19 protein-coding genes and 2 riboswitches are annotated in these 15,893 nt (G+C 56.6%); of the genes, 9 read left to right on the top strand and 10 right to left on the bottom strand.

Features of this window, described 5'->3' with window-relative positions:
* Positions 1-46 precede the first annotated feature (46 nt).
* The 5 genes from C5Y44_RS09160 (at position 47) to tenA (ending at position 3,874) form a co-directional block, all read left to right on the top strand.
* Positions 47-226 (top strand): hypothetical protein, encoded by a 180-nt coding sequence (locus C5Y44_RS09160; RefSeq protein ID WP_105324662.1) that lies wholly within the window; start codon positions 47-49, stop codon positions 224-226.
* Positions 227-349: 123 nt separating this feature from the next.
* The gene (locus C5Y44_RS09155) at positions 350-1,501 is read left to right on the top strand and encodes a calcium:proton antiporter (RefSeq protein WP_105324661.1); all 1,152 of its coding nucleotides are present in this window, start codon (positions 350-352) and stop codon (positions 1,499-1,501) included.
* Between the two features lie 36 nt (positions 1,502-1,537).
* Positions 1,538-1,628, top strand: a riboswitch (TPP riboswitch).
* 67 nt (positions 1,629-1,695) lie between these two features.
* Positions 1,696-2,544: a bifunctional hydroxymethylpyrimidine kinase/phosphomethylpyrimidine kinase gene (gene thiD, locus C5Y44_RS09150; RefSeq protein ID WP_105324660.1), complete on the top strand. Its 849-nt coding sequence runs from the start codon at positions 1,696-1,698 to the stop codon at positions 2,542-2,544.
* Positions 2,541-3,203, top strand: a complete 663-nt coding sequence (locus tag C5Y44_RS09145; protein WP_105324659.1) for a TenA family protein — start codon at positions 2,541-2,543, stop codon at positions 3,201-3,203. The genes thiD and C5Y44_RS09145 overlap by 4 nt, the downstream gene beginning before the upstream one ends.
* Positions 3,203-3,874 (top strand): thiaminase II, encoded by a 672-nt coding sequence (gene tenA, locus C5Y44_RS09140; protein WP_105324658.1) that lies wholly within the window; start codon positions 3,203-3,205, stop codon positions 3,872-3,874. The genes C5Y44_RS09145 and tenA overlap by 1 nt, the downstream gene beginning before the upstream one ends.
* A gap of 1 nt (position 3,875) precedes the next feature.
* Here tenA and C5Y44_RS09135 read toward each other — a convergent pair whose 3' ends face one another.
* The 7 genes from C5Y44_RS09135 to C5Y44_RS09105 form a co-directional block, all read right to left on the bottom strand.
* Entirely contained in the window at positions 3,876-4,622 is a 747-nt protein-coding gene (locus C5Y44_RS09135; protein WP_105324657.1) for an ABC transporter ATP-binding protein, read from the bottom strand.
* The gene (locus C5Y44_RS09130; RefSeq protein ID WP_105324656.1) at positions 4,612-5,394 is read right to left on the bottom strand and encodes an ABC transporter permease; all 783 of its coding nucleotides are present in this window, start codon (positions 5,392-5,394) and stop codon (positions 4,612-4,614) included. The genes C5Y44_RS09135 and C5Y44_RS09130 overlap by 11 nt, the downstream gene beginning before the upstream one ends.
* On the bottom strand, positions 5,394-6,440 hold the full coding sequence (locus C5Y44_RS09125; RefSeq protein WP_105324655.1) for an ABC transporter substrate-binding protein: 1,047 nt from the start codon (positions 6,438-6,440) through the stop codon (positions 5,394-5,396). The genes C5Y44_RS09130 and C5Y44_RS09125 overlap by 1 nt, the downstream gene beginning before the upstream one ends.
* A gap of 8 nt (positions 6,441-6,448) precedes the next feature.
* Positions 6,449-7,099: a thiamine phosphate synthase gene (gene thiE / locus C5Y44_RS09120; protein WP_105324654.1), complete on the bottom strand. Its 651-nt coding sequence runs from the start codon at positions 7,097-7,099 to the stop codon at positions 6,449-6,451.
* Entirely contained in the window at positions 7,096-7,905 is an 810-nt protein-coding gene (thiM, locus tag C5Y44_RS09115) for a hydroxyethylthiazole kinase (protein ID WP_105324653.1), read from the bottom strand. The genes thiE and thiM overlap by 4 nt, the downstream gene beginning before the upstream one ends.
* An 85-nt stretch (positions 7,906-7,990) precedes the next feature.
* Positions 7,991-8,086, bottom strand: a riboswitch (TPP riboswitch).
* Between the two features lie 95 nt (positions 8,087-8,181).
* Positions 8,182-8,532 carry a hypothetical protein gene (locus tag C5Y44_RS09110; protein WP_105324652.1) on the bottom strand — a complete coding sequence of 117 codons (351 nt, stop codon included), beginning with the start codon at positions 8,530-8,532 and terminating at the stop codon, positions 8,182-8,184.
* 2 nt (positions 8,533-8,534) lie between these two features.
* Positions 8,535-8,993 (bottom strand): type II toxin-antitoxin system Phd/YefM family antitoxin, encoded by a 459-nt coding sequence (locus C5Y44_RS09105; protein WP_105324651.1) that lies wholly within the window; start codon positions 8,991-8,993, stop codon positions 8,535-8,537.
* Between the two features lie 377 nt (positions 8,994-9,370).
* Here C5Y44_RS09105 and C5Y44_RS13485 point away from each other — a divergent pair, with 377 nt between their 5' ends.
* Entirely contained in the window at positions 9,371-9,580 is a 210-nt protein-coding gene (locus C5Y44_RS13485; RefSeq protein WP_233189930.1) for a hypothetical protein, read from the top strand.
* A 47-nt stretch (positions 9,581-9,627) separates the two neighbouring features.
* On the top strand, positions 9,628-10,704 hold the full coding sequence (locus C5Y44_RS09095) for a low specificity L-threonine aldolase (protein WP_105324649.1): 1,077 nt from the start codon (positions 9,628-9,630) through the stop codon (positions 10,702-10,704).
* Here the strand turns inward: C5Y44_RS09095 and C5Y44_RS09090 are convergent.
* Positions 10,697-11,311 carry a CueP family metal-binding protein gene (locus C5Y44_RS09090; protein ID WP_105324648.1) on the bottom strand — a complete coding sequence of 205 codons (615 nt, stop codon included), beginning with the start codon at positions 11,309-11,311 and terminating at the stop codon, positions 10,697-10,699. The genes C5Y44_RS09095 and C5Y44_RS09090 overlap by 8 nt on opposite strands.
* A gap of 156 nt (positions 11,312-11,467) precedes the next feature.
* Between C5Y44_RS09090 and C5Y44_RS09085 the strand changes: the two genes are divergently transcribed.
* The gene (locus tag C5Y44_RS09085; protein ID WP_105324647.1) at positions 11,468-13,549 is read left to right on the top strand and encodes a heavy metal translocating P-type ATPase; all 2,082 of its coding nucleotides are present in this window, start codon (positions 11,468-11,470) and stop codon (positions 13,547-13,549) included.
* 63 nt (positions 13,550-13,612) lie between these two features.
* The gene (locus tag C5Y44_RS09080) at positions 13,613-14,227 is read left to right on the top strand and encodes a YdhK family protein (RefSeq protein WP_105324646.1); all 615 of its coding nucleotides are present in this window, start codon (positions 13,613-13,615) and stop codon (positions 14,225-14,227) included.
* Positions 14,228-14,236: 9 nt separating this feature from the next.
* On the opposite strand, the gene C5Y44_RS09075 is transcribed toward C5Y44_RS09080, so the two are convergent.
* Entirely contained in the window at positions 14,237-15,187 is a 951-nt protein-coding gene (locus C5Y44_RS09075; protein WP_105324645.1) for an aldo/keto reductase family oxidoreductase, read from the bottom strand.
* Between the two features lie 56 nt (positions 15,188-15,243).
* Positions 15,244-15,834 (bottom strand): TetR/AcrR family transcriptional regulator, encoded by a 591-nt coding sequence (locus C5Y44_RS09070; RefSeq protein WP_105324644.1) that lies wholly within the window; start codon positions 15,832-15,834, stop codon positions 15,244-15,246.
* Positions 15,835-15,893: the final 59 nt, after the last annotated feature.

The following is a 15,893-nucleotide window of genomic DNA, read 5'->3' as shown; positions in this document are numbered from 1 at the left end:
GTTAAAGCTTGGCCGGGACAATCCTGCGATCTAAGGAGCACTAGTCGTGCGTGATAAAAGAACTAAGCAGCGTGCCATTACGAAAGCCATAACCGTATTTATCGGCGGCCTATTATTCGCTGCCTATCTCGAATGGCAGCATTCCATGACGGTAGCCACCATCGGATTCGTCCTTTTCGGGGCTCTACTGTCTTATCTGGTGTATAAAACCAATCGTCCAAATTAAAGAAATCTGAGCTTGCCGTATCTGCCAGGCGTGCTAGGCTGCTGGTTAGAACACGCTGGCAGGACGACCTGCACAGTAAAAGCTAGAGCCGGGACGACCCTGCAATAAAAGGAGTCTTCGTCCATGTCAGCCTCTACTGCCCTGCGCGGCGTTCTCACCGGATCTGTCATCGCCCGAATTGTATTGGGCTGGGTTGCGGTCGCACTACTATCACTGGCATCAGGTTTTCTCACCGGCAGCTTATCGATGCCCCTCGTCTTCACCCTTCTTGCGCTCATCGTGGGCGTTATCATCGCGTGTTCCGGCGGGGTTGTCACCCAGGCTGAATACCTCGCGCACCGGCTTGGCGATCCCTACGGCACCCTGGTGCTGACCCTTTCAATTGTCGGCATTGAAGTCATTCTAATCTCCGCGGTCATGCTCGGACCCGGCGATCACCACACCATCGCGCGTGATTCCGTCATGGCCACGGTCATGATTGTCCTCAATCTGGTCATTGGCCTGGCGCTCATCGTCGGCGGCATGCGGCATAACAACCTGCAGGTCAACCGCGCCGGAATTTCCGCATACTTGTCGATGCTCGTCGTACTCATCGCCACCGCCTTCGCCATTCCGGCTGTCATCGGCACGGATGGCGCATATAACACCGCGCAGGCCATCACCATCGTGACCTTGACGGTCATCCTGTACGCATTCTTTCTCTACCGCCAAACCGGCGCCCAGCATGCCGACTTCACGGAAACAGACAAGGACGTCGTTGCTTCCGGCGATGTTCATGGTACTGAACTTCGCCCTGGAATCGGTGCGATTTTCCGCGAGCACAAAGGAGAAATTTTCGCCCGCGCGATGGTTTTGCTCATCACGGTAATTCCGATCGTGTTGCTCTCTCACGATATGGCATCGCTTCTCGATGACGGCCTTAATCGCCTCGGCGCCCCCATCGCGCTTTCCGGCATCATCATCGCAATGATTGTCTTTTTGCCCGAAGCAATCACCACCGTTCGCGCTGCCTGGGGTGGCGAAGGACAACGCGTGGTTAACCTCGCCCACGGCGCGCTCGTCTCCTGCGTTGGCCTCACTTTGCCGGTCGTGCTCATCATCGGTCTGCTTACTGGGCAGACCGTCACCCTCGCCGAAAATCCCACCAACCTGCTGCTCCTAGGAATCAGCCTGGCTTTGAGCATCGCGACGTTTAACTCCCGGAAAGTCACCGCGATTCACGGTGGAGCACACCTATTCGTCTTCATCCTCTACGCGCTCAGCATCTTTTCTTAAAGTCGTTCCTTGCCAGGACATTTTGTGCTAGCGTGGGCGCCAGACACGGGGTGCCCGAAAGGGCTGAGATTAAACCCGAGAACCTGATCGAGTTCGGACTCGCGGAGGGATGTCGGTAAACGACGCAGGCAGTATATGCAGGGATACCTGTATCTACTGCGGCACGCTTCGCTTCTTCGAACTCGGTATGAGTGATGAAACGGAGACAAGCGTTGATACCGAATGTATTAACCATTGCTGGCACAGATCCCACCGGTGGTGCGGGGATTCAAGCAGACTTAAAAGCATTTTCAGCCAACGGCGCATACGGGATGAGCGTGGTCACCGCGGTGGTCGCGCAAAATACGCGCGGTGTGGGAAGCATCGTCGCCATGGAACCTGACTTCGTGGCCGAACAAATCGCGGCGGTCTTCGAGGATGTCCGCGTCGATGCAGTGAAAATCGGCATGGTGGCCAATGCTGATATCGCCGACGCGATTACGCAGTCACTGGATAAATACGCGCAGTGCCCAGTGGTGTTGGATCCGGTGATGGTCGCTAAAAGTGGCGATCACCTGCTCAAACAGGACGATGTTGACGCAATTCGGGAACGTCTGGTGCCGCGGGCAACGCTGATTACACCGAACCTGCCGGAGGCATCGGTGCTACTTGGCCGCGAGGTAGAGATGGGCAGCCTTAAAGAAATGCGTGAATCTTTAGATGATCTGCGCGCACTAGGCGCAAAGTGGGTACTGCTCAAAGGTGGGCATCTAAATGGCGCGGAAAGCACCGACATTCTTACCGGTGAAGAAACCGTAGAACTCACGGCGCCTCGTGTGGACACCATCAATGACCACGGCACCGGGTGCACACTATCAGCCGCGATAGCAGCACTTTTGCCCCAGCACGGATACGAAGAAGCAGTGCGGCGCGCCAAAGACTATCTCACGCAGGCACTGCGCCACGCGGATGAATTGGACGTTGGCGCAGGCCACGGCCCGGTCCATCACTTCCACGCGCTGTGGAACAACGCGCCTTTACAGCTGCAAGGAACACAACGATGAGCACTCAGCGATTTACGGACCTTTTGCGCGAGCAAAACCACACCACGTGGGAGAAGGCAGTTTCTCACCGCTTTGTGCAAGAGCTTTTCGATGCCACCATCGACGACTCCGTCATGGCCAGCTACCTGGTGCAGGACTACCGCTTTTTGGATAGTTTCTTGGTGTTGCTGGGGGCATCGGTAAGCACGGCGGATGCGCTGGAACCACGGCTGCGATTTGCGCAATTCATCGGCGAGATAGCTGGCGATGAAAATACTTACTTCCTCGACGCTTTCAACGCGCTGGGCGTGAGCGCAAAGCAGCGCGAAGAAATCCCGAATACCGAGCCAACCACCGCGTTTTGCGCGTTGATGCGCGAGGCTGCGGAGACGCGTGACTACGTAGCAATCGTCGCGGTGCTGCTGGTCGCGGAATGGTTGTACCTCGACTGGGCAACCCGCGGTGCACGCCCACTGCCGGACAACTTCGTGCACGCGGAATGGATTCGACTGCATGATTTTCCGGAATTCCACGAGCGCATCGCATTCTTACGCGCAGAACTCGACCGCGTCGGCCCAGCCCGGCGCGCTGTCGCACAAGACTTCTTTCACCGCGCAGTCGAAATCGAGCTCGCATTTTTTGATGCTGCCTACGCCCACCCCATCACAGGAGAAAAATAATGACACTATTTGCTGAATTGAAAAAGGCCATCGGTACCGAGTGGACCGATTACACCGAGCACGAATTCGTGCGCAAACTTGGCGAAGGCACCTTGCCGCTACCCGTCTTCCAGGATTATCTGGTGCAGGATTATCACTTCCTGGTGCAGTTCGCGCGGGCGAATGCGCTGGCTGCATACAAAAGCCGCAAGCTGGCCGATATTAAAGACGCGACGGGCGCACTGCAGGCTATCGTGCACGAAACCGAACTACACCGCCGACTAACCGCACGCTGGGGAATCACGGAAGAAGAGCTTGATTCCGCAGCAGAAAAACAAACCACCGTGGCTTATACCCGCTACGTCTTAGACACCGGCATGTCTGGCGACCTGCTAGATATGCACGTTGCACTTTCACCGTGCTCCATTGGCTACGCAGAAATTGGTGCAGCTCTGGAGCCGCAACGAACACAGGCTCTCGATGCCGGCGAAGAACACCCATACGCCGAGTGGATTGCTGAATACTCCGGCACAGAATTTCAAACCGCAGCACAAGCTGCCACCGAACGACTCGACGCGCTAACCGCAGGTAGTGTCACTGCGGAGCGCTTTGATTCCTTAGTAGAAATCTTCCGCGCCGCCACCCGCTTGGAAGCTGCGTTCTGGCAGCAAGCACTGGATTCAGCTGCCTGATTCAGCTGCCTAGTGTTTGAAGCAAGATGCGTTCCAGCTCTAAGAACCTAGGGCTGGTCAGCGCATCGATCCCACGCGGCTTCGGCAGGTCAACATCCAAAATGAGGCTGACTGTCGTGGGGCGCGGGCTGAGCACCACCACGCGGTCGGAGAGCAAGATTGCCTCGCGGACATCATGCGTAATCAACAGTGCTGTCCAGTTATGTTCAGCCCACACTTGTTGCAGCCAGGTTTGTAAATCCTGTTTGGTAAGGGCGTCGAGGGCGCCGAAGGGTTCATCGAGAAGCAAAGTGCTCTTGTTTTGAACCACCGTGCGCAGAAGTGCTGCCCGCTGGCGCATGCCGCCGGAAAGCTCAAACGGCAAGGAATCTTCAAAGCCCGCGAGCCCAAAGCGGGGAAACCATTCCTTGACCCGTGCCCGCGCCGCACGGCGTTTAACACCTTGGACTTCCAGGCCGAGCGCGGCATTCGCGGCGATGCTGCGCCACGGAAACAACGCATCCTTTTGCGGCATATAGGCCACTTCCCCATCGATGCCCACCGTACCGCTAGTCGGTGAATCCAAACCGGCGATGATGTTAAACAGCGTGCTCTTGCCGCAACCGGATGGCCCAATGATGGAGACAAACTCGCCAGGATTCACCGTCAAAGAGATGTCATCCAGCACTGCGCGCTGGCGGCCATCAGCAAGCGGGAAGGTGCGTGAAATGCCCTCGAGTTGCAGACGCGGTACGGTTTTAACGCTCATTGGCAGCGGTCCTTTCTTTGATATGCCACGGAATAACGGCCCGTTCCACCAGGTACGTGGATAGGTAGAGCACAATGCTGATCACAGCTGCGACGGCAACAGCGGCGAGCACCAAATCGGTGCGAAAAGCATTCTTTTGCACGCTCATATAAATGCCCAGGCCCTGTTTCGCGCCGACATACTCAGCGAAGATGGCGCCCACCACGGCATACGTAATGCCGATGCGCAAAGAAGTGAAAAACAGCGGCAGCGCCGAAGGTAGCCGCAGGAAAAGAAACTCTTTGATGCGGCCGGCGCCCATGCTGCGCAGCAACGCCGAAGCTTCCCTGTCCGCGCGCGCAAAACCTTCCACCAGCCCGATAGTGACTGGGAAGAAAGTCACCAGAGCCACCACCAGGATCTTGGGCAGCAGCCCGAAGCCGAACCAGATGATCATCAACGGCGCGATTGCGACAATCGGAATGGTTTGGGAAGAAATCAGCAGCGGCACCAGGCCGCGGCGCATCAGCGGGGAGAAATCAATGACGATGGCAATCAGCCACGCGCACACTAATGACACCGCAAAGCCCAATAGCGTGACATTTAACGTGGCCAAAGCATGCGCGCCAAGTGCGTTGCGATGCTCCCAACCGGAGCTTGCCACCAAGGATGGCGCCGGCAGCACCTGCGGGCGCACCGCGGTCAGGCGCACGATTAACTCCCACGCGACAAGGAGCACGGCGAGAAAGCCTGCGGGCACCCAAATATTCTGAATCGAAAAATACTGCTTCATCAGTCCCGCAGATATTCATTGGTGAAAAACTCTGACCACGCAGGCTGCTTATCCAACGGTTTGCCGTTGTTATCAGTCAGCAAATCGGAAGCAAAGAGGAACTGCCCCAGCTCACTCCAGTGCTCCTCAGTTTGCACGCCGAAGTCACCGTTGTCATCGAGCATGTATTTATCCGCGAGCATCTCTTGGCTTTCCACCAGCATGTCTAGGTCAGTGAGCAGGCCAGCGTTTTCTTCCTGCAGAATCTTTGCAGCAGCTTCGGGGTCTTCCACGGAATCTTCATAGCCACGGGCAAGGGCCTGCACGAAGTCACGCGCGGTATCCGGATTATCTTCCAACCAGGTGTTATTGCCCACCACCAGGACTTGGTACGCATCCGGGAAACCGTAATCGGTGTACGCGAAAGTCTTCAGGTCCACGCCGCGGTGTTCGGCTTCGATGCCTTCCCACGCGACATAAGGGACGGTGAAATCAACATCGCCGGAGTACAACGCCTCATAGGCAGAGGTTCCCAACGTCACGGTTTCGAATTCCCCGTCGCCGCCCGCGGATTGCACCACGCCTTGCATGGTTTTGGTCTCCGCCGGGTTATCGAATCCACCGAAGGTCAGCCCATCCAAGTCGGCAGGGCTTTGAATGTCATCGCGATCTGCCAGTACCGCTACTTCCGTGGCCCAGGTTTGTTCCACGGCGAGTACTGATTTCAGGTCCGCGCCAGAGGCCATGGACATCGACGCCGTGTCTTGGAAGCTGATGCCGAACTCGGCTTGGCCGGCATCGACAAGCACTTCGGGGTTGCTGTTGTTAAACGGCAGGATTTCCACGTCAATGCCGGCTTCTTCGAAGTAGCCCTTGTTCAATGCCACGTAGAGCCCGGTGTGGTTGGTATTCGGTGTCCAGTCCAGCGCGAAGCGGACGGTGGTTTTCGCATTGCTTGCCGATGCCCCCTCCGCCTCATCACCTCCCGCACAGCTAGTCAGCAAGGTTGTGAGAGCAAGGACGCCGGCTGCGGCGATGGTGCGAAGAGAAATTGATGTAGTTTTCACGGTTTTCGTTATTCCTTCCAGGATTCGGCCATGCTGCGGGCGACATGCTCGGGATCCTCGGCAGCACATAGCGCGGAGACAAAGCAGACACCAGCGGCTCCAGCGGATCGCAGAGCAGCAATGTCTTCTTGGAGGACACCACCGATGGCCACGGTCGGCACTGATGCCAACGCGGTCAGGTGCGCAAAGCCCGCGATGCCCAGTGCTGGTGGATGATCCGGCTTGGTATAAGTCGGCCGGATAACACCGACGCCGAGATAATCCACGGTGCCTGCGGGAAGTGCGGCAACGGCAGCGAGGTGATCTTCGGTGTTAGCGGTCAGCCCGATGACGGCGTCCGCTCCGAGCTTGTCGCGGGCGACGAGTACGGATTTATCGCCTTGGCCAAGATGCACACCGTCGATGGCAATGCCACGCCTTTGAGCTTCGACTGCGACATCGAGTCGGTCGTTGATCACTAGCTTCGCGCGGCCATCGATGACAACTGCGAGCTGCTCAAGTTGGGATAGCTGTTGGTCAAAGCTGGCGTGTTTATCGCGCAGCTGCACCGTGTGCACGCCGCCGTCCACGGCCAGGCGCACGGTTTCCACCACGCCGCGCGCCCCGCACAGCACTGGGTCGGTGACTAGGTAAATGGCATAATCTTCTTCGTTGCTCATGCCGCGTACTCCCGAATGCGCTGCTCCGCGGAGATGGTGGACGGGGTGAGGGTGGAGAGGGCATCGATAAGCGAAACTGCGAAAGACCCTGGGCCTGCTGCTTGCGCGGCAGCTTGTTCGGCCGCAATGCCGTAGACTGCATGCGCGGCGGCGACTGCCTCAACCGGGGAATAGGACCCGCGCACCGCAGCGAACGCAGTTATCAACGCGCCCAGCGCGCAACCGCCGCCGGTGACTTTGGTTAAAAGCTCATCGCCGTTAGCCACGCGGATAACGCGCGTGCCATCGGTGATGAAATCCTCCGGCCCGGATACCGCGACCACGGTGTTGAGACGCTGCGCCAGGGCAATCGCGCCCGGCGCGGCAGCTTCTGTGGAATCCGTGGACTCCACGCCCTTGCCACCAGCGCCTTCCCCGGCGAGGGCAAGAATCTCAGAGGCATTACCGCGAATCGCAAACGGGGTTTGCGGAGCGAGTTTCTGCGCCAAGGCTGTGCGAATGGGCAACGCGCCAATCGCCACTGGATCCAACACCCACGGTGTTGCAGATTCGTTGGCGGCGGCGACGGCTTCTTCCATCGCTAAGCGCTGCTCCGGCGTGGGGGTTCCCAAATTCACCAGTACCCCGCCCGCGACTCGGGCGAAAGGGCCCGCTTCCCCGACGATGTCCGTCATCGCTGGTGCCGCCCCGATAGCAAGCACCACATTGGCGGTGAAGTTGGTAACCACCGAATTGGTTATGCACTGCACCAAGGGATTGTGCGCGCGTAGTTCACCGAGCAATGCTGCGGCAAAAGATAAGGTCATGGCCTTTCGCTTTCTTCCTCTGACGAAGAAGAATGTGCAGCATCACCGCAGCGCACAACAGGACACCTCAGGTATCCGCGCACAGCCAGTTTCATCCGGACAATCCCTTCGCCAGTACTAACTAGATCAGGTTCGACGGGTGTAATCTCAGCCGCTTGCTACGGCACCCCGTGTCTTAACGCACCACACTAACCCAGGTGATGCGTGCCGGCAATAACTTTCTGCGTCAGAGCATGCTGGGGGAAGAATTTATATCCTTTTCGAGCATTCTGCGTGCTACTTCGTCTCGTTTGGGTGACTCGTGTGTACCTGCTCGAGGAACACCTTGTGCCCGTCCACATAAAACCAGATACGCGCCGCACCCTTCGCCGTCGGTTTGTGCTGCCAGCGGTCATAGCTTTTCCCGGCGCGTTGGACCGTCGAGAGATCGCCCTTCAGCCGGTAGTTGGTAGGTGTTGTGGCCAGCGGTGTTCTCGTCAGAAAGTCCCACGTCTCTGTTATAGGGTTGCGAATCGTCGCAACAAGATCCCGCCATCCTTTTCGAGCGTCGTTGGTGGCGAAGTGGATCTCATACTCAGTCTTCTTCAGGGGCCGAGGAACCAGCTCCCCCTTCTTGGCGGCCGCCACAATTACGGTCGCTCCACGATCTCGTCGTCTTCAAGCCACTCGAGGTCAGCGCTTCCCAGTCCAGCAGCAACGGCGGTAGCTGTCTCTTTCCAAGAGGTCAGCTCGGAGATTGCTAGGTGTGGTTGTTCGGTGGCAAACGAAGCGCGGGCAGCGTCGACGAGGTCCTGCGCACAGGACTCACGATCCGCCGTCGACAGGGCGAGCATCCAGGGAAAAATTTTCGTCATGCGTTCGGTGAGCGTTCCATCTTCCTCAATGGCGACGGTGATCAGCTGTGCAGCAAATTCGAGAAGACGTGCGCGCCCCTCAGCCTCGCGCTGCGACATCAACACCAGCGCCTCGCCGTCGCGACGCGTGATCGTGACAGGATGGTCTTCGGCCGCGGCGAAGACCTCGGCGGAGTGCTTGCTCAGATCCGAAGAGCGACGTGTCTGGTCGGGGCGATCAGCTGTAATAGGCATAACCACATCCTATTCGGAATGTATTCGGAAATCCAGGGTTGCAGCATTCCACAAAGAACTCGAGTCCGCCTATGGCCCGAGTTTTGTTACTACTCTTGATTGTCAAAGGCCCTTGTTTCCCGCCTACTTAAGGAGTGCCGATGAACAGCATGTTTATTATCTACCGAGGCAGAACTGTGACCTGGATCGATAGCCCAAACGAACCCCGTACGTGGACAGTCGTTTGTGGATCAGTATGGACAGAAGATGAGGTCCGTAGCCTGGCAGACAAGGCCCGAGCAAAAGGAACACCTCTCGTCTCGGCCGAGGTGCCCCTCGCATTCACCGTAAACCCTGACTCCCCACCGACTTCCGTATTCATTCCAGGCCAGAGCTCCATGGATCAGAACGATCCGCTGGCTGCCGAGTTCAGTGACTTCATCCCCCTTAAAGCCTACTTAACTCGGGACGAAGCAGAACAGAATGAAGATGGCTGGGATTACGTATGGGAGTTCCCTCTTCCGTGGATGAGCAGGTTCATGCTGACCCCCTTCACACTCGACCAATTCCCAGAGGGCGGCATGGACCCCCACAAGTTCTCGTTGTAACCGGTGTACGGTTTTCTGCAGAGCCGAAAATCTCGAAGGAGTCCCGCGTGAAATCCCTGCATGACGTACAAGCGCACAGTTTCGCTTCCGATAATTATTCGGGCATTGCCCCGGAGGTACTCGCGGCGTTGACGGCGGCTAATGGCGGGCACCAGGCGGCATACGGGGCGGATGAGTACACGGCATTGCTTGACGATGTCATCGTGAAGCATTTTGGCTCCACCGCCACCGCGTATCCGGTTTTTAACGGAACTGGCGCAAACGTTGTGGGCTTACAGGCGTTATTGCCGCGCTGGGGCGCGGTGATTTGTGCTGCGACTGCGCACATCAATGTCGATGAAGGCGGCGCACCCGAACGCATGGGCTCAATCAAGTTGTTGCCGGTGCCAACGGACAATGGCAAGCTCACCCCAGAACTTGTCGACCGCGAGGCCTGGGGCTTTGGCAACGAGCACCGCGCGCAACCGCTGGTGGTTTCCATAACCCAGACCACAGAGATGGGTACCTGCTATACCCCAGAGGAAATTCGGGCGCTAGCGGATCATGTCCATGCCCGCGGCATGGCGTTGCACATGGATGGCGCGCGCATTTCCAATGCGGCCGCAACACTCGGGCTACCGCTGTCTGCTTTTACTACCGAGGCTGGCGTGGATGTTTTAAGCCTGGGCGGTACCAAAAATGGTGCGCTCGGCGCTGAGGCCGTCGTGGTTCTCAACCCTGACGTACTAGTCGGTGGCGCGGCAGCCTTGCCGTACGTGCGCAAACTATCAATGCAATTAGCCTCCAAAATGCGGTTTATCTCCGCGCAGCTCATCGCCCTATATGAAGGCGACGTGTGGCTTAACAACGCTCGTCATTCCAACGCGATGGCCAAGCGCCTGCGCAGCACCCTGGAAGAAGCGAACCTACCGGGCTTGAAATTTACCCAAACCACCGAATCTAATGCGGTCTTTGCCACCCTGCCCGATGGCGTCGCCGAAGAACTTCGTCAGGACTTCCACTTCTATGACTGGGATGCCGCAACCAATGAAGTGCGCTGGATGTGCTCTTTCGACACCACTGAAAAAGACATTGACGCTTTTGCCGCAGCCATAAAACAAGTGTGGGCTTCACACCCTAGCTAAGGCGCAAATCGGTGATACACGTTGCGTCTTCTGTTCCCGTGGCAAATTCCGTTGTGCCCTCTAAGCCCTGGTAATTCACCGTAATGGTACCGGCGCTTCCGCGCGGAACCCAAAACCCGGCAAAGCCATTGTCGAAGGTCGTAGCGGGGCCATCGACAAGCGTTGTGCCGGTTTCCTCATCAAAGACTGATACCTCTACTGGCTCATTGTCCAGCTCTCCTACGCAGGTGGTAAGGCTGTGATAGTAGCAGTCATGGGTTTGGGACACGAAGGGGGCGACCGAGACATAACTCAGGTCCTCAGGCATAGCGAGTGTGACTTCTCCCGCCTCGTTGCTCAGGATCAATTCTTCGCTTCTTACTGAAGCCATCAAATCAGTAGGGCGTTCAGCGATCGGTTGCTGATCCAGATAGTCAATAATTTCGCGAGCATCCATCCCCACTAGGCCATACGCGTTTAGTACTTCTTCCTGCTCCTCGCCCGAGGATGAACAAGCACTTAAAGCGAGCGAAGCACCGACGATTGCGCTAACAATTGATGCGCTTTTTCTCGCAGCCCGCTGGGGGCTTGCTGGTTGCGATCCAGCTCCATCCTGAATATTTTCCATAGGCTAATTAATAGCACCATTTCTCCTATCCCGACAAAGAGCTAGCCTTCCTTGAAACATACCCTGTCGGGGTATACCGTTGTTTGTAGCGCTTAATTATCTATCTCCTCCACATCTCGGTTTCCTAAAATCCTAAAAATTGAGAGAAGAAGTGACATGAGTACCCCACACCACGATCACAAGTCCTCAAGCCATGATGGCCATGAAGGACATAACCATGATGAACATGCGGGTCACAGCGTTACGAAGTTTAAAGACCGCTTTTGGCTGAGCCTCCTACTGTCCATTCCGGTGATTGTCTTCAGCCCCATGTTTGCCACCTTCCTGGGCTACACCGTGCCGGAATTCTCAGGTTCAACCTGGGTCGCCCCGGTTCTAGGAACCGTGATTTTCCTCTACGGCGGCAGCCCTTTCCTCCAAGGTGGACTGTCAGAGATTCGCTCGCGTCAACCGGGCATGATGCTGCTGATTGCCATGGCGATCACAGTCGCATTTGTCGCTTCATGGGTTACCACTTTGGGCATCGGTGGTTTTGAACTCGACTTCTGGTGGGAGCTTGCCCTGCTGGTTGTCATCATGTTGTTGGGCCATTGGATGGAAATGCGGGCCCTAGGTTCTGCATCTTCTGCCCTCGATGCCTTAGCTGCCCTCCTTCCGGAGAAAGCAGAAAAGGTTGACGGCGATGCTATCCACTCGGTAGCCATCTCTGAGCTTACTGCTGATGACATCGTGCTAGTTCGCCCCGGCGCGCGAGTACCTGCTGACGGCACCATCATCGATGGTTTCGCCGAATTCGACGAATCGATGATCACTGGCGAATCCCAGCCTGTATATCGCAACAGTGGCGAAACCGTTATTGCCGGCACCGTGGCTACGGATAACACCGTGCGCGTCCGAGTGGAAAAGATCGGCGCTGATACCACCTTGGCTGGTATTCAACGCATGGTTGCCGAAGCACAAAATTCTTCTTCCCGTGCGCAAGCCCTAGCCGATAGGGCCGCGGCTTTGCTCTTCTGGTTTGCCTTAGCCGCTGGCATTATTACGGCCATCGTCTGGACAATCATCGGCAGCCCTGATGACGCCATTGTCCGCACCGTCACCGTACTGGTCATTGCCTGCCCCCATGCCCTGGGCCTGGCCATCCCCCTGGTCATTGCCATCTCTACGGAACGCGCCGCCAAAGCTGGCTTACTCATCAAGGACCGGCTTGCCCTTGAACGCATGCGCTCCATCGATATTGTTTTATTTGATAAAACTGGCACTTTAACCGAAGGTGCACACGCGGTCACCGGTGTCGCGGCAGCATCGGAAGTGCCGGAGGGAGATGTTCTGGCCCTAGCTTCTGCAGCTGAAATTAATAGTGAGCATCCACTAGCCCGAGCGATCGTCACTGCTGCAGCCGCGCACCCAGTGGCATCGCAAAGCCCGCGCGTTGGCTCGGATTTCCGCACCGCCGCGGGTCGTGGCGTGCAAGCAACCGTCGATGGAGAAAACATCATGGTTGGAGGCCCCAATATGCTGCGCGAGCTTGGCGTTGACTCCCCTGGCTCACTGCACGACAAGATTTCTACGTGGACCTCCCGCGGCGCAGGAGTCTTGCACGTGCTTCGCAACAAGGAAGTCATTGGGGCCATAGCCGTCGAGGATCATATCCGACCCGAATCCCACGATGCCGTCCGGGCACTGCAAGATGCGGGTGTGAAAGTCGCGCTGATTACCGGCGATGCTTCTCAAGTTGCAGAAAGCGTGGCCCAAGAATTGGGTATCGACGAAGTCTTTGCCGAGGTTCTACCGCAGGACAAAGACACCAAGGTCTCTGAGCTGCAGAAACGCGGATTCGACGTGGCCATGGTCGGCGATGGCGTCAATGACGCGCCTGCCCTGGCGCGGGCCGATATTGGCATCGCTATCGGCGCGGGCACAGATGTAGCCATGGAATCCGCTGGCGTTGTGCTCGCCAGCGATGATCCCCGCGCGGTGTTGTCCATGATCACTTTGTCCAAGGCCAGCTACTCCAAGATGGTTCAAAACTTGGTCTGGGCATCGGGCTACAACATCCTCGCGGTCCCACTCGCTGCTGGTGTACTAGCTCCCATTGGCTTTGTTCTCTCGCCAGCGGTGGGCGCAATTTTGATGTCATTGTCGACCATAATCGTGGCCTTCAATGCCCAACTTTTAAGAAGGATCGATCTAAAACCAACGCATGTAGCACCCGTTACCTCAAGCGAAAAACTTTAACCATAACCGCTTGATGATAAAGCTTTCTAAACCATAATTTTCTCAACCTCTGAAAGGTTTCACATGAAACATTCCACTTCTCTCATCGCTCTCACGCTCGCCGCTGGTCTTACCTTGAGTGCCTGCAGCGACGCCTCAGATTCCGCTGAGCCTGCGCCGGCTACTTCTGAAAGTGCCGATAGCTCGGACAGCGCTGCGACTTCAGAAAACGCGACGGAGGACGAAGGGCATGAAGACATGGCTCACGACCATCCTGAAGACGGCGGCGCTCCCCCAGCCGGAATCCAGGAAGCAGAAAACCCGACCTACCCCGTCGGCACTGAGGTCACCTTGACCGCGGATCACATGCCGGGCATGGATGGCGCAACCGCAACCATCTCCGGCGCCTTTGATACTACGACCTATTCCGTGAGCTACACCCCCACTAACGGCGATGCTCCAGTTACTGATCACCGTTGGGTTGTGCACGAAGAACTCGTGGATCCCGGCGAAGCACCGCTTGCTGATGGCGCCAAGGCAGTGATGACCGCTGAGCACATGCCCGGGATGAAAGACGCCGAGGCCACGATTGATTACTCCACTCAGGAAACGGTGTACATGGTCGACATTGATAATGATGAGATGACCATGAAAAACCACAAGTGGGTTACCGAAAGCGAAATCGAACCCGCTCAGTAACCCATCAGCCTAAGGCAGCTTGTGACCAGCTGCCTGGATAAGGCTGTACCACTCTGCGCGGGATAGCGAAATATCTGAACCCGCTGCGGCATCGACGATGCGAGAGGGCGTCGTCGTGCCCAGCACAACCTGCATATTCGCAGGATGACGCGTGATCCAGGCGCACGCAACGGCGATGGGTTCCACGCCATATTTCTCAGCGAGACACTCAATCTCAGCATTGAGTTCCGGATAGTCCGGCGAGCCCAGGAAGATTCCCGGCTCACTCCCTTTTTGCAGAGGCGACCAAGCCTGCAGCGTGATGTCATTAATCCGCGCGTAGTCCACTAATCCGCCTCCATCGCGGGTGATGGCGTCCCCAGTAGTAGTCATATTCGACGTCATGCCCTGCGCAACCAAAGCAGAATGTGTAATTGACAGCTGCACCTGGTTGATCTGAATCGGCTGCTCCACGGCAGTCTTGAGCAGATCAATCTGACGTGGAGTGTGGTTGGAGACGCCAAAAGCGCGCACCTTCCCAGCTGCCGCAAGATCATCAAAAGCACGCGCTACTTCTTCCGGTTCCACCAAAGCGTCTGGGCGGTGCAGCAACAGCACATCTAAATAGTCCATATTCAGGGCCTGCAACGATCGCTCTGCTGAAGCAACAATGTGCTCATAGGACTGGTCATAGCCCGATGGTTTGTCGATGATTCCCGTTTTCGACTGCACAATAATATCTTCGCGCTCCGCTGAAGATAGCTTCAACGCCTCTGCGAACCTCCGCTCGCACAAGTGATACCCGCCCTCGGGAACGTTGAAACCATAAAGATCCGCATGATCAAAGTAGCTGACGCCAGCCTCACGCGCGGCATCGTATAAACCACGAATCTCCGCATCAGACTTATCTCCGATGCGCATCATTCCCGCGATAATGTTGGGTACTTGTTGCCCGCTGCTGCCTAGTTCAACGCTTGGCATAAATCTTCCTCTTGGCTTGTAGTCCACTCGGATCTGTTCCGGGCGAGTCTAGCCTTTTATGCGCGCAGAAGATCCAAGTACGCCTCCAGCTGATTAAGGATCCGCTCCTCGTTAAAACCGTCTGGGTCCATAACCGCGGTGATCTGCGAGCCTTGCAAGAAAACCACCAGTATCTCCGCCGTGCTTTCAACGTTGGAAATTGAACGAAGCAGCCCATCATCTTTAGCTTCTTTGAGCATCGTGGCCACCATTTCGCACCACCGGTTCGTTGAAACCGCAGCTAGTGCCGCACGTTTTTCATCTTGGGCAGCGCTGTCCCAGAATGACACAACTATCCGCGCCTCATCACGCAGTCGTTCAGTAAATGGGAGGACTTCCAGGCACATCGCACGCAGTGCTTCAAACCCACGCAGGCCTTCGATGGACTTGCTAATACGCTCTTCGGTGGAGCTATAAACGTGTTCAAACGTGGCCTCTAAAAGGTCCATCTTGGTGGGAAAATACGGCTTCAATGCACCATTGGCATAACCCGCTTCTTCAGCAATCTGCCGCATCGTGGCACCGGCGAGTCCTAGGCGCGCAATAACCCGCCACGTTGATTCAACAAGCTCCCGCTTGCGCTGTACATGGTCAACTACTTTTGGCATTCATTTTCTCCACTCAATAGTGCTGTTGACATTGTACTAAGCACTCACGCTGCTCAAGT

It is taken from the genome of Corynebacterium sp. J010B-136, assembly GCF_002967075.1.
Taxonomy (GTDB): Bacteria; Actinomycetota; Actinomycetes; order Mycobacteriales; family Mycobacteriaceae; genus Corynebacterium.
This window is presented reverse-complemented; position numbering and strand designations above follow the sequence as displayed.